We start from the raw sequence: 16,151 nt of genomic DNA on the forward strand, positions 1-16,151 counted from the left end.
TTGTTCAATTATTGGAGCTATATGAAAAAATCACTGCTTCTTGTTCTCTCACTATTGCTTGTTAGCCAAGCCGCGTTTGGCAAAAACTTTTATCGTTATAAAGATAGCGATGGACGACTTATAGTCAAAGATTACTTGCCGGATGAGGCTGTTATTGCAGGCTACGAAGTTATTAATGAACAGGGACGTATTTTAGAAGTTGTTCCTCCCGAAATGACGACTGAAGAAAAAGAAGCGGCTCGTATCAAGGAAGAGCAACTTGAAGCACAGCGGAAAAAGCAAATGGAAGAAAGACGCCGCGATATTCTGTTAATGCGTCAGTACAAAACTATAGATGATATTAAGCGTACTGAGAAAAATCAGACAGCTGCGCTTCGAGCCAACATTGATCTACTCAATGGACACATCGACAACCTAAACGATAAATTACAGGAGTTACAAAGTCGTGCGGCAAACTTCGAGCGTCAGGGCAAAGCCGTTCCTGCAAACACGCTCAAAGAGATAGATGCGACAAAGTCACAAATTCAGACCAATAATGCCTCAATATCTCGCTACGAAGAAAAGATAAAAAGTATTGAACAACAGTTCCAGAGCGACCTGATTCGATTTAAAGAGCTTCAGGCACAACAGCTAATAGAGCGCAATCGTAGTGGTGGAGATGCAACCAACCTTGGTGCCGTCTATAGCTGTCCTGATCGAGTGTCATGTGACAAGGCATGGAAATTCACCCAGATATTTGCCCATGAAAATGCCTCAAATAAACTGGAAATTGTTACCGATACCCTAATCGTGACAGGCAAGGCACAGTCAGAAAATCAAATTTCATTATCAATTACACGCATACCAGGCGAGAGTGAAAGTATGCAAATCGTCATGGAAGTGAGCTGTCATAGCTCTGAAGCGGGTGAAAAGTTGTGTGCCAGTCAGGAAGTCACAAACCTCAAAAACAAGTTTGTAGACTACCTGACCGAAAGAGAATCTCTTTAACAGTTTCTTACCTAGTTTAAAGACACCATATTGCTGAGCAGGGGCCACTGCTGGTCCCAGCTTGCTAATGGCGATTGCAGAAAATCTGTGCGTACATACTGCTGAATACGCCCTTCAACAACAGCCATCAATAAATTGGCACGGCTGGCTACGTCAGGATTAAATTTGCCGCTCACTGCTACCTCATGCTGTCTGAGCTGTTGCTTCAACTGAGTTTCGATACGATTAAACAACTGGCTAATGCGGCCTCTTAAACGCTCGTTTTCACCAGCCAATGCCTCTCCAGTTAACAAGCGACAAATCCCAGGGTTTCGGCTGGCAAAAGTTAAAACCAGTGTCATAATCTGAAAGCACTGCTCTTTGATATCTGCCTGTTCCTTCGCGATACGATTGATACGTGAGAACAAGGCCTCTTCAGTAAATTCAATCAGTCCCTCAAACATCCGCGCCTTGCTTGGAAAGTGCCTATATAAGGCAGCTTCAGAAACACCAACTTCCTGTGCCAACTTTGCGGTCGTAATTCGCTCCCCAGGACCTTTTTCCAACATTAAGGCCAAAGCTTGCAAGATTTCTTCTTTGCGCTTTGTATTCTTTTTGGTTGTCATAATACTCTCTATTTTCCAACTTATTTTTTAATTTAAAAATTTACTTTTAACTTAGGTGCTATTGCCAATAACTGCTCCCTCAGCAGTGTCTTGACTTGCTCCAATGCTTCACTTGAATCGGCCTCGAACTTAATCACAATACTTGGCGTGGTATTTGAAGCTCGTGCCAGTAGCCAACGATCCGGGTACTCTACTCTGATACCGTCAATTGTTGAAACCTTGCCGTCACCAAACTGGCCTTTCTTGATTAGTACCTCAATCAATTTGAATTTGATTTTATCTGCAACAGGTACATTAATTTCTTCGGTTTCCAGACTTTGAGGTAGTTGTTCAAAGATTTCGGCCAAGGGGCGTGGGTCCTTACCCAATATCTCTAATAATCGAGCCGCAGCATACAGCGCATCATCAAAACCATACCAGCGCTCTTTGAAATAAATATGACCACTGCCCTCACCACCCAGTTGGGCACCAGTTTCCTGCATTTTAGCCTTCATTAATGAATGGCCGGTTTTCCAGATAATTGGGTGACCACCATGCTTTTTAATCATGTCTGGCAAATGACGGGTACACTTAACGTCATACACGATTTCAGCGCCATTCTTGCGCGATAGAACATCCATTGCCAGCAACATCATCAACCGATCTGTCCAGATAACATTGCCCTGATTATCAATCACACCAAGTCGGTCACCGTCGCCATCGAAAGCCAAACCAAGATCCGCCTTCTCCTGCAAAACCATTGCAATCACATCCTGCAAATTTTTTGCATGGTTTGGATCGGGATGATGATTCGGGAAATTACCATCGATTTTGGTATGTAAGCCAATAACATCGCAGCCCAAAGCCTGAAACAGACGAGGAGCTATATTTCCTGTCACTCCATTACCGCTATCTATAACAATTTTTAGTGGTTTATCCACTTTGATATTAGAGGCTACTTCTTCAAGATATTGTTGCTCTATTTGATAATCCGTTATCTGACCATGGCCACTCAGGAAGTCCTGCTCGCGGATTCGTTTATAGAGCGTCTTTACATCTTTGCCATGAATGGTTTCGCCAGCTAACACAATTTTCAAACCATTATGATTAGTTGGATTATGGCTTCCAGTTACCATTACCCCAGAGTGAGTGTCCAGCTTATGAGTCGCAAAATACAGCAGTGGGGTAGGAACCATGCCTAAATCAATAACATCTCGTCCACTGTCCACCAGCCCCTGTTTGAGCGCCTCATGCAGCTCTGGACTGGAAATCCGACCATCTCTGGCGACCACAACTTTCTGTTCACCTCTACCATAAGCTTCGCTACCGATTGCCAAGCCGAGGGCATAAACAACGCCAGCATCAAAATCCTTATCCACCCGCCCGCGCACATCATACTCCCGGAATATATCGGCGCTGATTGAATGGCTGATGTTTTCAAGATCGAATTGACCAGAGATTGGTATTGTCTTTGTAGCAGGTACACTTGATTCATTGTCTTCGCTAGCATCGTCTTCAACCTGCAGACCACTTTCTTCAATCTCTTCAGCACTTTGGGATGGCGCAACAGGCTCCTTTAATCCAGCGACTCTACGATAGCTAGAAGCCATATCATTAAAAAACTTGAGGCTAAAGTGATTAGGCATGTGCTGGTCATTGATGCCTTGAATAAACTCACGGGCATCTTTATTTAATAATCGCTGCAAACTAATCATTGGCATCAAGGCAGCAATTAAAAGTGCAATCACAGCTCCCAGCATCAATAAAATGGGTAGCAAACCAGCGGTCGCCAAAAAGTTACCAGTACCTTGCCAGAATGCAACCGTCCAGTTTGCTCCAAATGCAGGAGATACAACCAACGGTTGGCCTGTTCCAGGATTGGTTCCTGCGGAAGCAATTGTGTGATTTGATTCAGCAAAGCTTTGGCGAAGCTCAAAGTAGGTGCCAGGATCTGCTCCACCCATAAGGCCTGCCATCTGACTGGGTTGAACGGTTGCCATTAATGCACGCTGATCATTCAGCTTATGTACAAAAGCAACATAATCAGCCTGCCCTTTATTCAATATCAGCTCTGGAGGAACCGCCTCCCCTGCCAATGCTTTCCTGAGCAAGTCAACAACCACATGAGTTATGACTGGTCTATTATCCAGGTTGACCTGTAAATCCTCAGGCGAAAAAAACTGCACTTGGTCGATCTGTGGAGTAGATGATTTGATATCACGAACCAGTTGAGCTTCGTCCGATTGCCCACCTGTTTGAACCGCAACGGAAATGGTCTTCTGGATTTGATTGATTTTTTGTTCTATGAGATCGGCACGCTCTTCAATCTGCGAACCAATTAATTGTTTGGCCTGAGTTTCCAGCGGTTGCTGGATTCCCAAATAGTAGAGCACTGCGCCAACCACGCATAACAAAGCCAAGCCTATGATTAGTGGTAGTAAAAAAAAGCTAACCAGACTTTTACCTTTCCCCATGCATCCCCCTTTAAGATCCTTCGTGGTCTATTTATTTGCACTGTAAAGCAAACAGCCCTTTGCCAAGTATTCAGGACATTCATCGCCCTGTCATTCAATAAACTATTTGATACCGGGTAAAAAACTCACCAGCTGCTGTGCTATGACTGACTTTAAAGCAGGCCCCAGGTGCTGCACCTGCAACGCTCCATCTTTTTTATAGTAAACACTCACTTCATTATTGTCACTTGAAAAACCAATGTCTTTTCGACTGACATCATTGGCGCAAATGACATTAATTCCTTTTTTATTCATTTTTGCTTCAGCATATTCTTCGATATTGTTGGTTTCTGCAGCGAAACCGACGCAAAATGCAGTATTTTGCTCCGCAGCCCACTTCAAAATATCCGGGTTCTGAGTTAATTCAATGGTCAGCCCATCGTCAGATTGCTTTTTAAGTTTCTGCTGCGCAGTCACTTTAGGACGGTAATCTGACACTGCAGCGCAAGCAACGAAAGTATCAACACCCTTAAACTGGCTCTGTACAGCCTCAAACATCTGTTGCGCAGTCTGCACATCAATACGCTTTATTGCATTACTTGTAATAAGATTGACTGGTCCTGTAACCAGAGTCACCTCAGCACCAGCCCTGGCAGCGGCTTCGGCAATGGCAAAACCCATTTTGCCAGAGCTACGATTAGCCAGATAACGCACCGGGTCGATCGGCTCGACAGTGGGCCCAGCAGTAATTAGCCAGCGTTGGCCATTCAATGGTTTATCATTGAAATGATCATCAATTCGGTTTAATAAATCCGAAGGTTCCAGCATGCGGCCTGGACCCACATCTCCACAGGCCTGGTCACCTGCTTCAGGCCCCCAGATATCAATCCCTTTTTGCATAAGCTGCTGCACATTCTGCTGAGTTGCCGGATTCGCCCACATCTGCTGATTCATGGCAGGAGCAACGGCAATCGGACTGGCCGTTGCAAGACACAAGGTGGTCAGCAGATCATCGGCCATACCCGCATTTAAACGAGCCATAAAATCCGCCGAAGCAGGCGCTATCACCACAAAATCTGACCACCGAGCCAGTTCAATGTGCCCCATCGCAGCTTCAGCATTGGGGTCAAGCAGGTCATGGTGTACCGGGTTGCCGCTTAGCGCCTGTAATGTCAGTGGCGTAATAAATGCTTGCGCCCCTTTAGTCATGACAACTCTGACTTCGGCACCTGCTTTTTTCAGATTACGACATAGCTCCGCACTCTTGTACGCAGCGATACCACCTGTAATACCCAGAAGGACTTTTTTACCTTGCAACTTCATGCTAACCGGTTGATTTAACTTAACTTATAATATTTGGCACAGTTTACGCCTTTACGCACAAAATTTATAGCGAAAATCCTAATTACACCTCTACACCAGGCTTTTAAGATTCCTGACTCAAGTTGAATAAAACAGGGAAGAACATGAAGATAATGGAATGGCCACAGGACGAACGGCCAAGGGAGAGACTTCTGCGCCAGGGACCGCAAAGCCTATCCGACGCAGAACTGCTAGCTATTTTTCTACGCACCGGAACTCAGGGCCTTAATGCTGTTGATCTGGCCCGTCATTTACTTGGAGAATTCGGCAGCTTGCGCGCATTGCTCGAAGCTGACCTTAAAAAGTTCACCAGCCACCTTGGCTTGGGCAGTGCTAAATATTGCCAATTACAGGCTTGCCTCGAGCTATCTAAACGCTATTTGCAGGAAAACCTGCAACACAGCCAATCATTTACCAACCCCAATGACGTCAAACTCTACCTGAAAAGCCTGCTGGGCCACCATAAGCGGGAACAGTTTGTGGTTCTGTTCCTCAATAATCAACATCAGTTATTGGCTTCAGAAACCCTGTTTCAGGGAACAATTAACAGCTCTGAAGTGCATCCTAGAGTGGTTGTAGAGAAAGCTCTGACCTACCATTCTGCGGCCGTTATCCTTGCCCATAATCATCCCAGTGGTTCGCTTGAGCCTAGTCCCTCAGATCGCCATATTACCGATAAAATTCAAGAAGCACTGGGCTTACTGGATATCCGAACTTTGGACCATATCATAGTTGCACAGGGAGGCAGCTATTCCTTTGCCGAGCATGGGCTACTATAATGTCATCTGGCTGATACTCGGCCCTAAATGACCAGCGAACACCCAAATTTAACAAATTAAGCCAGAAACAGGTCATTTGCTATGAGTTTTGTTGTCAAGCTGGCTGCTTTCTGGTATAAAGTGCGCCCAATTTGAAGAGCTGCGATGTTCCAATTACCAACATCGTGCCCTTAAACCGTTTTTTTGAGTTATTTTTTTGGAGGCTATCCATGGCTAAGGTTTGTCAGGTAACAGGTAAGCGTCCTGTGACCGGTAACAATGTGTCACACGCGAAGAACAGAACCAAGCGTCGCTTCTTACCTAATCTACATTCTCACCGTTTCTGGGTTGAGAGCGAGAAGCGTTTCGTTAAATTACGTGTATCTGCAAAAGGTATGCGCGTTATCGATAAAAAAGGTATCGATACTGTGCTAGCTGAATTGCGTGCTCGTGGCGAAAAAGTATAAGGAGCGATAGAGATGCGCGATAAAATCCGTTTAGTATCAAGTGCCGGTACTGGTCACTTCTACACTACAGACAAAAACAAGAAAAACATGCCAGGCAAAATGGAAATCAAAAAATTTGATCCAACCATTCGCAAGCATGTTATCTACAAAGAAGCTAAAATTAAGTAATCTAGCTTAACCTTCTTTTCTATAGTTATTACAAGATAACTACTGAAAAGAAACGGTTGCTCACTTTAAGTTTTCTGCCTCCAAGAAAACGCTTCTATGTAAACAAAAGCCCAGTTAACTCTGGGCTTTTTGCGTTGTAATCGATAATATTAGCCATCCTGTTATTATCGATATCTTTCTAGTTACATGCCTGAATTACCTGAAGTAGAAACCACTAAAAATGGCCTCGCGCCCCATATCGTTGGTAAACGCATTACCGCGGTGAACATCTATCAGCCACAGCTACGCTGGCCAATAGCAGAGGAAGCAAAAGCACTGGTAGGGGTGACATCAGGCGAGATTCGTCGACGTGCTAAATATATGCTCTGGGAATTCCCTACCGGTAATTTGATCATGCATCTAGGCATGTCCGGCACCATGCGCGTCGTCAGCGCTCAGGCCAGTTTAAAAAAGCATGATCACTTCGAAGTGGTGTTTGATGATAACAGCGCATTGCGTTTCAATGACCCACGACGCTTCGGCGCCATCTTGTGGCAACCCTCAGGCGAAACACTAAGCGTTTTGAGTCAGCTGGGCCCGGAGCCACTGAGTGATGACTTTGACGGAAAGTATCTGCACACAGCTCTATCCAAACGCAAGGGTGCCATTAAAAACGCAATAATGGACAACAAAGTCGTTGTAGGCGTTGGCAATATCTATGCCAGCGAATCACTATTTATGAGCGGCATACATCCCAAGCGGGCTGCTAACAAAGTCAGCCTGGCTCGCTGCAACCTGTTGGCAGGCTTTATCAAGGCCGTACTGGAAAAGGCTATTAGTGAAGGTGGCACAACCCTGAAGGACTTTACCCAGACAGATGGTTCTCCGGGGTATTTTGCACAGCAACTCAATGTTTATGGGAGAGCCGATTTACCTTGCAACCAGTGTGGCGCCCTGATTAAGAAACAAGTAATTGGTCAACGTTCGAGTTTTTATTGCCCCAAATGCCAGCGATAGTTATTTCTTCAAGCTAGCTTCTGACTGTTAGTTCTGCTATGTTGAAACTGCCGCCTTCAAATAGACGTCCAGAAGGCTTGGCGATAACTTAGATAATAAGGAGCTAGCCATGTTAAAGCATTCAAAAGCTAAAACCGCGCAAGACGCTGCAGCAGAGGCGAAAGTCGATATGACTTCTTTATTGGACATTGTCTTCATCATGCTGCTCTTCTTCATAGTCACCACCAGTTTTATCAATACTCAGACCATCGATGTCACTAAAGCAACCAATCAATGTCAGGGTAACTGTGAGCAGGACAGTCAACCCATACTGGTCAGCATTAATGAGGATAGCCAGGTGATTTTTGATAATAGAATCATTGACATAGAAGCTGTTCGCGCCAATATCGAAGGACAACTGGTCAACTCACCAGACGCTTCGTTACTTGTTCGAGTGAATGACATGGCACTGCATGAGACCCTTATCGGTACTCTGGACCAGGCAAAACAAGCCGGTATTCAAAAGGTAAGCGTTGCCCGCTGGTAATCAATATAACCTGATCGGAATTTGCTAAATTTACACTAGACATTTAGCTCTGGATCACATTTAATGTGCCAGCTATACTAACTTAATTGGTGAAATTGTCGCCCAGATGTAACTTTGTTGGCCACTTCTGGATTAACCAGTACCGCCAAACAAAAGGCAGAGCGATAGGATTAGAGAAATATGCGTAGAAAAAATAGAGAAGATGATGAAACCTCCATTGATATGACACCGATGCTGGACATCGTGTTTATCATGTTGATTTTCTTCATCGTAACAACCTCATTCGTTAAAGAGTCAGCAGTTGATTTGGCGCGTCCTACGACCAACCAGGACACCACGCCACCGGAAAATCCTCCACCGTTGATTGTTGTATCAATTGATGAGTCGAGCAACGTCATTATCAATGACCGTACTGTTGATAAAGAAGCGATTCGTGCAAATATTGAAACTCAGCTAGCCGTTGACCCACGCTCACCGGTTCTAGTTCGTGTGCATGAAGATGCTTATAACGAAGTACTGATTGCTGCGGTTGATCAGGCCAAGGAAGCCGGCGTTGAGAAAGTCAACGTAGCTAAATGGATTGTTGGCAAATAACAATCGAACACAGCTATTGAGAAAAGGCGGCTTTGGCCGCCTTTATCTTATCTGGACTATTAATTCTTTGATTAAGAACGTTACCCATTCATGATGAACTTACTCATAATATTAGCTATTGCGCTTGGATTAGGCTTCTGGCTCTACAATAGTCGCATCAGCGAACAGGCGCACAAAACAGCTCTCAAAGCTTGCCAAGATGCCTATGTTCAGAATCTGGATGGGTATGTTGCCTTAAAAAAAGTCTATTTTGACAAAGGTCCGGACGGCAAATGGCGCTTTCTAAGAAGATACCAATTTGAATTTGCCACCGATGGTGCCAAACGCTATGTAGGGCATGTCATCATGCAGGGGCGCTGGCCCATCATTGTTGAAATGGAGTCTCCGCAGGAGCCCGTTTAATTACGACTTGTTGAACTACTTATCTTTAAGCAACAATCCTAAGCCACAATTTCAATATCAGCATTCTCAGGCTCAATCTGTACCACATGGATTGGCACTAGCCCATAACGCGCTCGCGCTCTGTCGCAGCCAGGATTGACCCCATCAAAGTTAATATCAAAGTCGCGACAAGGGCTTGGTCTATCATTATAGATACTACAGGTTGCATCCTGACCGACAGTACCCTTTAGTGCAACGCAACGAGGCTCTGTTCCTTGAGTTCCAGACATGCAGACTCTCTGCGGACTTATTTTCTCAGTTAACTCAGCAGGAACCTGGCCATAAGGAGCCAGAGTGGTTTCACCCCAGTAAAAGGATACACGATATGTTGCGCAGCATGCACCACAGATAACACAAGGATTAGGATTAGGATTAGGATTAGGATTCGTGCTCATCGCTCAACAGGACGCCAAACAGTCACACAACAAAGGAGCGGATATTTTAATTGAGCAGAAAGAAACTTGTCTACAACTCTTTAACTCAGGTCCTAATATCAGGCCCCAATATAGCCAACTAAGAAGCTATGCTGACAGAGCCATCGACCACAGGCCTATGCAGAGCTTTTTGAGCAGCCTTATACGCTTTCTGGTATGCAACCTGACCTACATCAAGTTTAAACGGTCCTGAACGAGGTAGGTCATGGATAACCAGGCTGGTTAAGTTAGTACGCCTTGGGATTTGTATGGCTGATGAGTTTTTGCGCCGCCAGGGGGATTTAGAGGCTATATGATGATAAAAAATTCGTTCACCGGGCTCAGTTGCATCTAAAGCCGGTCTATCTTTAATACCACCATCTAGAAGGCGATGATTATCAATCGTTACTGGCTGAAACATCACTGGGATGGCGCACGATGCGTAAATAGCAGAAACCAGATCTCCTTTATCCAGAATAATAGTTTCCTTGCTATCAATCGAGTAAGCAGACAAACACAGTTCTGTACGACAGTCAGAGAAGTTTTTGACTATTAAGGAGTCAGCTAGTAGCTGACGAAACTTATCACCTTTCAGTAAGCCCCTACCAAAACCGGGATCCCAGAAATCTTGTCTTTTAAGACTAAACAGCAACTCCTTGATATCCTTCGAACTCATACCTCCAGCCCAGCAGCCGGCAATGAGTGCTCCTGCGCTGGAACCGGTTAGCTTCCGAGGTAATATATTGGATTCTTCCAACGCCCTCAGGACTCCGGCATGAGCAAAAAAACCAAAAAAACCTGATGACAAGGTTAAGGTAAAGGACTCTTCAGCAAGCCACTCTTTAAGTAAGGGTCTAGACATGGGGTGGACGGGGTAAAAAAGGCGACTATCGTCGCCTTGAATCAGTCTGAGTATAAGTCTTAGCCGACAAATTTATTACCGGTAAGATTTTCATACTTGATGATCAACTCTTCTTGTGTCTCAGGGTGATCCTCATCTAATGGGATACAGTCGACCGGACACACCTGCTGACATTGCGGCTCATCATAATGCCCTACACACTCGGTACATTTATTAGGGTCGATTTCATAAATCTCTTCCCCCTGATAAATGGCCTCGTTGGGACATTCGGGCTCACAAACATCACAGTTAATACATTCGTCAGTAATTTTTAATGCCATAAGGATCGTTAATCTCTATTACGCAAATCGCAGTAGTATTATCGCTTATATAACGTTCAAGTTCGAGTATTCAAGCCAGATTATTTTTAATGACTGTCAGCTCCATTCAGGACTGAAACTTATCAAACAGCGCCTGCTTAACACGCTCATCCACAAATGCTGATATATCGCCACCCAATGATGCCACTTCGCGGACCAGGGATGAGGAAATGTAAGAGTATTTTTCCGATGGCGTTAAGAAGATTGACTCCAAGTCAGGGTCAAGATGGCGGTTCATATTTGCGAGTTGGAACTCAAACTCAAAGTCGGAAACCGCTCGAATCCCACGCAGGACGGCTATCGCATTGTTTTCCTTTGCAAAATTAGCCAACAGTCCACGGAAGCCTAAGACCTCAACCTGCGGATTATCCGCGAAGATCATACGCACCATATCCACGCGCTCATCAAGACTAAATAACGGCTTTTTGGCAGGGCTATGGGCAATAGCAATTACCACCTTATCGAATAAGCGACATGCACGATCCACCAAGTCCATGTGCCCTTTGGTAATAGGATCGAAAGTTCCTGGGTATAAAACGGTTTTCTTCATGATATCGATTACTAATCAAAAGGCCATCTTACTGAAAAGTACTATTAAATCCTAGAGCCTGCCACCAACTCGCTAGCGAGCTTAGCAACTAAACCATAAATAGATAGCTGAGGGTTTGCGCCAATGCTGGTTGGGAAAATCGAACCATCGAAGATATAGAGCCCATCCAGATGACGATATCGACCTGACTCATCAACGACTGATAGTTCCTCATCACCGCCCATGGCACACCCGCCCATTACATGAGCGCTGAAAACCAAAGCTTCCAGTGGCTTCATGGATAACTGTTCGATTGCTGCTTTGGCTTCATTCCAGCTACGATAGGGCGTTGCGTAAAGATGAATGGGTAGCACCTGCTTTGCACCTGCTGCAAACTGCATTTCAGCCATTGCCAGTAATGCCTTTTTTGCTCCTTTCCAGAAATAGTCATTTAACTCATACTTCACTTTTGGAAAGCCATAGTCATCCAGTACCACCTCACCACCTACACTTTGTTCACTAAACCCATCTCGAAGCAAAGCGATTGAACCCTGTATATTTGGAAACTGTTGCATCAGAGCAAAGTGCTCTTGTCCAAAGCTGGTCAACACTGTCGATGTTAGTAGCGGATGAAGTGGAGCAGCTTCAATTTTAAAGCCCATTTCATTATCATCAGGCCATAAGAAATGATCGCTATAGATACTTTGCGGTGCTCCGGCGTATCCATTCACAGCCTCAGGCATTACCGCAGCGCTGATGACGGTGGGATGTAGGAATGTTCTCTTGCCAATTAGATTGTTTGGATCCGGAACCTTTGAGCGTAACAATACGGCTGGCGAACCAATCGCACCGGCACTCAAAATGACCAAAGGAGCCTTGATAGAAATAGTAGTATCAGTGATAGGCTGACCAAATCCATCCATTGCAATCAACTCACAACCCGTTACGGCCTCATTGCTATATGTTATCCGTTCAACCCGCGCCTTATATATAAGCCTCGCGCCAGCCTTGAGGGCAGTCGGAATTGTAGTGACCAGCATGGATTGTTTAGCGTTGATGGGACAACCCAAACCACAGTAACCAAGATTGGCACAACCTTTTACATTACGGGCGATAGTTGCATGGGACCAGCCAAGCTTTTCAGCGCCATTAGCTATCGTGCGGTTATTTGGGTTGGCTGGTATTTGCCATGGCTCGATATTCAACCGTTGCTCCATCTTGGCGAACCAGGGAGCCAGTGATTCTTTGCTATGCCCTCCAATCTCGAAATGGGTTTGCCAATGCTTTAAGGTCTGCTCAGGTGTTCGGAAACTGGTGGTCCAGTTGACTGTCGTCGAACCACCAACAGCTCGCCCCTGCAAAATATTGATTGCCTTGTCCAGTGTCTTGCGTCCAGCCGACTCCTGATACAATTGCGGGTAAGCCTCTTTTTCTCGCATATTAAAGTCGCGGGCAGTTTTCAAAGGCCCCTCTTCTATCAATAAAACTTTGTAGCCTGCTTCTGCAAAAATTTCGGCACTGACTCCACCACCGGCACCTGTCCCCACAATGACGACATCAGCAGCCAGTGTTTTCTTCTGTAAAGTGGCTGCATCAAAGGTATTAGAAGTCTTCATAAAACGACTCAGGCAAATTCATTTGTGGTGGTCCGGGATAACCAATAGCTTGCCAGCTCATCGGCTCGCCATAAAAAGAGCCTACAATGATTTGATGCAAACCAAGATAGCCAACTCTCAATAATGCGACATAGCTTTCTCGCCAGGCCGTCAGGAATGATTGAAGAGAGTTTATATCAGCCTGATTCCATCGCGTCCAGATACCTGCCACCAAAGCTTTACCTAGCTGAAAACTGAGCAAGCTAAACAGTTGACGTAACTCATCCTGTGTAGATTGAGGAAGCCCACTAATGGCTCCATCAATATTTCTTAAAACCAAGAACCTCGATTCTTCATCATTTTTATCCAGGGCAGGATAAAGATAAGCAGGTATGATGGCCCAAAGTAGAAGCCGCTCATCCATGTTTAAAAAACGATAGGGGTATTCATCAGCTTCGACAGTTTCTACAGACTCAGTTAACGACAGCTGCCAAAGGCTCACCCCAGAAACAATGGCTAGGCTTCCCCATAAAGCGCCTTTTAGAACTTTTCGCCGGGCTGAACTTTCAATTTCGGTTTCATCAGCATCTTTTACCATTATCGACCTCGCATCAGTCGATACAGGAATCTGCTGAGTTTGCCATAAGGTGGATAAATCAATTTGGAGCTGGCAACTCTAGATTGATTAAAAATACTTTTAGCATGGGAGAAAGTTTTAAAGCCTTCTAGACCATGATAATGCCCCATTCCGCTAGGCCCTATTCCGCCGAATGGCAGATTTTCCTGGCTCACATGTAAAATCGTGTCATTGACTGTAACGCCTCCAGAATGAGTCTCAATCATCAGGCGTTTGAAGTGGTCCTTATCATAAGACAAAAGATAAAGCGCCAATGGACGGGGACGGCTATTGATGGACTTTATAACACTATCTATCGAATCAAAAAATATGACTGGTAATGATGGGCCAAAAATCTCCTGCTGCATGATTAGCATTTGGTCTGTAACGCCCATAACCAGATGAGGTGGTTGCTTACGACCGGTTGTTTCCGAATCCTGAAACAGTGGAATCAACTCTGCGCCTTTTTCGTTGGCATCATCCAGTAGTTGTTGATGACGCTCCCACTGTTTGTTATTGATCATTGCTGTGTAATGAGCGCGTTTCCAGTCGGGATAAAATTTCTGGGCAACTGCCTTACAAGTTTTAACAAATGAATCTTTATGGGAGTTATGAACAAAAACGTAATCCGGGGCCAGGCATGTTTGACCTGAATTCAAAAGCTTTCCAAACAGTAATTTTTCAACCGCTTTTTCTATGGGGTAACCCTCATCAATAATAGTCGGTGATTTTCCGCCAAGCTCTAATGTTACAGGGGTTAAATTTTTACTGGCCGATGCCATAACTTTTTTTCCGATATCGGTTGAACCAGTAAAAAGAAGGTGATCGAAAGGAAGCGCAGCAAAATCTGCGGCCACCTCTGCATCACCATTTACAATATTCAGCCAACCGTTATCAACATATTTATCGCACAGCTCAGCAAATAACTGACTAAAGTGGGGGGTGAACTCAGACATCTTTACCATGACCCGATTACCAGCAGCAATGGCAGCTACTATTGGGCCTATGGCTAAGTAAAGAGGATAGTTCCAGGGTACTATTACGCCAACCACCCCTAGCGGTTGATACATAACTTTAGCAGTCGCTGGTTTAAACCAGATACTCACTTTCCGCTTTTCGGGTAGTACCCATGAAGACAAATGTTTACTGGCATGCTGTATGGTTTTTATGGACGGGAATAATTCGGCAATTTGTGTCTCGAATGGTTCGCGATAGGTAAAGTCTTTATTAATCGCTTCAATAATCGCTGACTCACTCTTAAGCAGCATTTTCTTGATTTGCTTTAAGACTTTGCGGCGCTCTTTGACTTCTGGATAGGGCTGCGCAAATGCTTTTTGTTTTAAGTTTTTGAAGACTTGTTCCATTGCCTTGCGTCATCTTATTTATCGAGGATTCAGCATAGCAAATTTTGACTGGAAATCTATAAGCAATTTTTAGACTTCAAATTTCGATATCAGTCCTTACAGAAATCGATCAAAGTAATCAAGGATGGTCTTCTCGAGGAAGAAGCTAGCATTGGAAATACTGGCTTCATTAACAAACCCAACATGACCACCATGAGCACTTACTCTTAACTCAAGGCTTTCAGACATCTGCTTATCTTTGGGAATAATTGCTGGAGACATGAAAGGATCGTCTTCAGCATGCAGCACCAAAGCTGGTTTCGTAATGGTTTTCAAATAATAGATACTGGATGCTGTGCGGTAATAATCCTCAGCATCGTCGAACTCGTTTAATCTTGAAGTTACTCGATTGTCGAACTCTCTGAACGAACCGATTAACATCAAATCTTTCAGGGTCAGATTAAGTTTCTTCAGCAACTCTTCAGCAGTGAACTTGCTGGCAATCTTACGCTTAAGTGCGGTCAACAGGTAATGCTTATAAATTTTTGAAAATCCCTGATCAATGGAGTCAGCGCAAACGGACAAATTGAACGGAGTAGATACTGCACAACCGGCAGTGATATTGGCTCTATCCCCCTGCTCACCAAGCCATTTCAAAAGAATGTTTGCCCCTAACGAGTAGCCTGCTACAAATAACTTTTCGGGATTTTTTTCACTTTGAATATGCTGCATAACCTGGTGCAAATCTTCACTTCGACCAGAATGATAGGTTTTATCCAGTCGATTCATTTCACCACTACAGCCGCGCCAATAAACCAAAACCCCTCGCCAGCGTCTTTGGTGAATTTTAAACAGCATACGGCGCAAATAGGGTGAGTCAATTCCACCTTCCAAGCCATGCAACAATACTACAGTTGGTGCATGGCGGTTTGGATTGAGCCAGTCGATATCGATAAAATCACCATCGTCTAGTTCAACTCTTTGCCGCTCTAAATTAGGTAGAGGAATTTTGGGGCTCAAAGGAGCCCAGAATGTTTGCAGGTGACGATTACTGAGCCACCATGGCGGATTAAAGTCACTTTCCTTGCGCATAATACT

Annotated in this window: 19 protein-coding genes; 8 read left to right on the top strand and 11 right to left on the bottom strand. The window is 44.6% G+C overall.

The window, feature by feature from the left end; all coding sequences use genetic code 11:
- Positions 1-21 precede the first annotated feature (21 nt).
- Positions 22-987, top strand: coding sequence for a hypothetical protein (locus tag CW740_RS10345; protein ID WP_106647424.1), 966 nt, complete (start codon positions 22-24; stop codon positions 985-987).
- Positions 988-998: 11 nt separating this feature from the next.
- Here CW740_RS10345 and slmA read toward each other — a convergent pair whose 3' ends face one another.
- From slmA to coaBC, 3 genes are all read right to left on the bottom strand, one after another.
- Complete coding sequence (gene slmA, locus CW740_RS10350; RefSeq protein ID WP_106647425.1) at positions 999-1,592, bottom strand: nucleoid occlusion factor SlmA; 594 nt, start codon at positions 1,590-1,592, stop codon at positions 999-1,001.
- Positions 1,593-1,624: 32 nt separating this feature from the next.
- Positions 1,625-4,045 (bottom strand): phosphomannomutase/phosphoglucomutase, encoded by a 2,421-nt coding sequence (locus CW740_RS12595; RefSeq protein WP_106647426.1) that lies wholly within the window; start codon positions 4,043-4,045, stop codon positions 1,625-1,627.
- A gap of 102 nt (positions 4,046-4,147) precedes the next feature.
- Complete coding sequence (gene coaBC, locus CW740_RS10360) at positions 4,148-5,347, bottom strand: bifunctional phosphopantothenoylcysteine decarboxylase/phosphopantothenate--cysteine ligase CoaBC (RefSeq protein WP_106647427.1); 1,200 nt, start codon at positions 5,345-5,347, stop codon at positions 4,148-4,150.
- 143 nt (positions 5,348-5,490) lie between these two features.
- Here coaBC and radC point away from each other — a divergent pair, with 143 nt between their 5' ends.
- The 7 genes from radC (at position 5,491) to CW740_RS10395 (ending at position 9,297) form a co-directional block, all read left to right on the top strand.
- Positions 5,491-6,165 carry a RadC family protein gene (radC, locus tag CW740_RS10365; protein ID WP_106647428.1) on the top strand — a complete coding sequence of 225 codons (675 nt, stop codon included), beginning with the start codon at positions 5,491-5,493 and terminating at the stop codon, positions 6,163-6,165.
- Between the two features lie 209 nt (positions 6,166-6,374).
- Entirely contained in the window at positions 6,375-6,611 is a 237-nt protein-coding gene (gene rpmB, locus CW740_RS10370) for a 50S ribosomal protein L28 (RefSeq protein WP_018624045.1), read from the top strand.
- Between the two features lie 12 nt (positions 6,612-6,623).
- Positions 6,624-6,779, top strand: a complete 156-nt coding sequence (gene rpmG / locus CW740_RS10375; protein WP_018624044.1) for a 50S ribosomal protein L33 — start codon at positions 6,624-6,626, stop codon at positions 6,777-6,779.
- 186 nt (positions 6,780-6,965) lie between these two features.
- Complete coding sequence (gene mutM / locus CW740_RS10380) at positions 6,966-7,775, top strand: bifunctional DNA-formamidopyrimidine glycosylase/DNA-(apurinic or apyrimidinic site) lyase (protein ID WP_106647429.1); 810 nt, start codon at positions 6,966-6,968, stop codon at positions 7,773-7,775.
- A gap of 109 nt (positions 7,776-7,884) precedes the next feature.
- Positions 7,885-8,301: an ExbD/TolR family protein gene (locus CW740_RS10385; RefSeq protein ID WP_106647430.1), complete on the top strand. Its 417-nt coding sequence runs from the start codon at positions 7,885-7,887 to the stop codon at positions 8,299-8,301.
- A gap of 180 nt (positions 8,302-8,481) precedes the next feature.
- A complete protein-coding gene (locus CW740_RS10390; RefSeq protein WP_018624041.1) occupies positions 8,482-8,895 on the top strand; it encodes an ExbD/TolR family protein in 414 nt (137 codons plus the stop codon).
- A gap of 90 nt (positions 8,896-8,985) precedes the next feature.
- Positions 8,986-9,297: a DUF3301 domain-containing protein gene (locus tag CW740_RS10395; RefSeq protein WP_106647431.1), complete on the top strand. Its 312-nt coding sequence runs from the start codon at positions 8,986-8,988 to the stop codon at positions 9,295-9,297.
- 38 nt (positions 9,298-9,335) lie between these two features.
- Here CW740_RS10395 and CW740_RS10400 read toward each other — a convergent pair whose 3' ends face one another.
- The 8 genes from CW740_RS10400 to CW740_RS10435 all read right to left on the bottom strand — a co-directional run bounded on the left by CW740_RS10400 (position 9,336) and on the right by CW740_RS10435 (position 16,145).
- The gene (locus CW740_RS10400; RefSeq protein ID WP_106647432.1) at positions 9,336-9,731 is read right to left on the bottom strand and encodes a YkgJ family cysteine cluster protein; all 396 of its coding nucleotides are present in this window, start codon (positions 9,729-9,731) and stop codon (positions 9,336-9,338) included.
- Positions 9,732-9,849: 118 nt separating this feature from the next.
- Positions 9,850-10,611 (bottom strand): patatin-like phospholipase family protein, encoded by a 762-nt coding sequence (locus tag CW740_RS10405; RefSeq protein WP_106647433.1) that lies wholly within the window; start codon positions 10,609-10,611, stop codon positions 9,850-9,852.
- 59 nt (positions 10,612-10,670) lie between these two features.
- On the bottom strand, positions 10,671-10,931 hold the full coding sequence (locus CW740_RS10410; protein ID WP_106647434.1) for a YfhL family 4Fe-4S dicluster ferredoxin: 261 nt from the start codon (positions 10,929-10,931) through the stop codon (positions 10,671-10,673).
- Between the two features lie 106 nt (positions 10,932-11,037).
- On the bottom strand, positions 11,038-11,520 hold the full coding sequence (gene coaD / locus CW740_RS10415) for a pantetheine-phosphate adenylyltransferase (protein WP_106647435.1): 483 nt from the start codon (positions 11,518-11,520) through the stop codon (positions 11,038-11,040).
- Positions 11,521-11,564: 44 nt separating this feature from the next.
- Positions 11,565-13,115 (bottom strand): GMC family oxidoreductase, encoded by a 1,551-nt coding sequence (locus tag CW740_RS10420; protein ID WP_106647436.1) that lies wholly within the window; start codon positions 13,113-13,115, stop codon positions 11,565-11,567.
- Positions 13,102-13,692 (bottom strand): hypothetical protein, encoded by a 591-nt coding sequence (locus CW740_RS10425; RefSeq protein ID WP_106647437.1) that lies wholly within the window; start codon positions 13,690-13,692, stop codon positions 13,102-13,104. The genes CW740_RS10420 and CW740_RS10425 overlap by 14 nt, the downstream gene beginning before the upstream one ends.
- Entirely contained in the window at positions 13,692-15,074 is a 1,383-nt protein-coding gene (locus CW740_RS10430; protein ID WP_106647438.1) for a coniferyl aldehyde dehydrogenase, read from the bottom strand. The genes CW740_RS10425 and CW740_RS10430 overlap by 1 nt, the downstream gene beginning before the upstream one ends.
- A 96-nt stretch (positions 15,075-15,170) precedes the next feature.
- A complete protein-coding gene (locus tag CW740_RS10435) occupies positions 15,171-16,145 on the bottom strand; it encodes a hydrolase (protein ID WP_106647439.1) in 975 nt (324 codons plus the stop codon).
- Positions 16,146-16,151: the final 6 nt, after the last annotated feature.

The sequence above is a fragment of the Kangiella profundi genome (assembly GCF_002838765.1).
GTDB lineage: Bacteria > Pseudomonadota > Gammaproteobacteria > Enterobacterales > Kangiellaceae > Kangiella > Kangiella profundi.

Bases quoted from the DNA above. Each gene is read 5' to 3' on its own strand.
- CW740_RS10345 (WP_106647424.1), top strand. From the start codon at position 22: ATGAAAAAATCACTGCTTCTTGTTCTCTCACTATTGCTTGTTAGCCAA.
- slmA (WP_106647425.1), bottom strand. From the start codon at position 1,592: ATGACAACCAAAAAGAATACAAAGCGCAAAGAAGAAATCTTGCAAGCT.
- CW740_RS12595 (WP_106647426.1), bottom strand. From the start codon at position 4,045: ATGGGGAAAGGTAAAAGTCTGGTTAGCTTTTTTTTACTACCACTAATC.
- coaBC (WP_106647427.1), bottom strand. From the start codon at position 5,347: ATGAAGTTGCAAGGTAAAAAAGTCCTTCTGGGTATTACAGGTGGTATC.
- radC (WP_106647428.1), top strand. From the start codon at position 5,491: ATGAAGATAATGGAATGGCCACAGGACGAACGGCCAAGGGAGAGACTT.
- rpmB (WP_018624045.1), top strand. From the start codon at position 6,375: ATGGCTAAGGTTTGTCAGGTAACAGGTAAGCGTCCTGTGACCGGTAAC.
- rpmG (WP_018624044.1), top strand. From the start codon at position 6,624: ATGCGCGATAAAATCCGTTTAGTATCAAGTGCCGGTACTGGTCACTTC.
- mutM (WP_106647429.1), top strand. From the start codon at position 6,966: ATGCCTGAATTACCTGAAGTAGAAACCACTAAAAATGGCCTCGCGCCC.
- CW740_RS10385 (WP_106647430.1), top strand. From the start codon at position 7,885: ATGTTAAAGCATTCAAAAGCTAAAACCGCGCAAGACGCTGCAGCAGAG.
- CW740_RS10390 (WP_018624041.1), top strand. From the start codon at position 8,482: ATGCGTAGAAAAAATAGAGAAGATGATGAAACCTCCATTGATATGACA.
- CW740_RS10395 (WP_106647431.1), top strand. From the start codon at position 8,986: ATGATGAACTTACTCATAATATTAGCTATTGCGCTTGGATTAGGCTTC.
- CW740_RS10400 (WP_106647432.1), bottom strand. From the start codon at position 9,731: ATGAGCACGAATCCTAATCCTAATCCTAATCCTAATCCTTGTGTTATC.
- CW740_RS10405 (WP_106647433.1), bottom strand. From the start codon at position 10,611: ATGTCTAGACCCTTACTTAAAGAGTGGCTTGCTGAAGAGTCCTTTACC.
- CW740_RS10410 (WP_106647434.1), bottom strand. From the start codon at position 10,931: ATGGCATTAAAAATTACTGACGAATGTATTAACTGTGATGTTTGTGAG.
- coaD (WP_106647435.1), bottom strand. From the start codon at position 11,520: ATGAAGAAAACCGTTTTATACCCAGGAACTTTCGATCCTATTACCAAA.
- CW740_RS10420 (WP_106647436.1), bottom strand. From the start codon at position 13,115: ATGAAGACTTCTAATACCTTTGATGCAGCCACTTTACAGAAGAAAACA.
- CW740_RS10425 (WP_106647437.1), bottom strand. From the start codon at position 13,692: ATGGTAAAAGATGCTGATGAAACCGAAATTGAAAGTTCAGCCCGGCGA.
- CW740_RS10430 (WP_106647438.1), bottom strand. From the start codon at position 15,074: ATGGAACAAGTCTTCAAAAACTTAAAACAAAAAGCATTTGCGCAGCCC.
- CW740_RS10435 (WP_106647439.1), bottom strand. From the start codon at position 16,145: ATGCGCAAGGAAAGTGACTTTAATCCGCCATGGTGGCTCAGTAATCGT.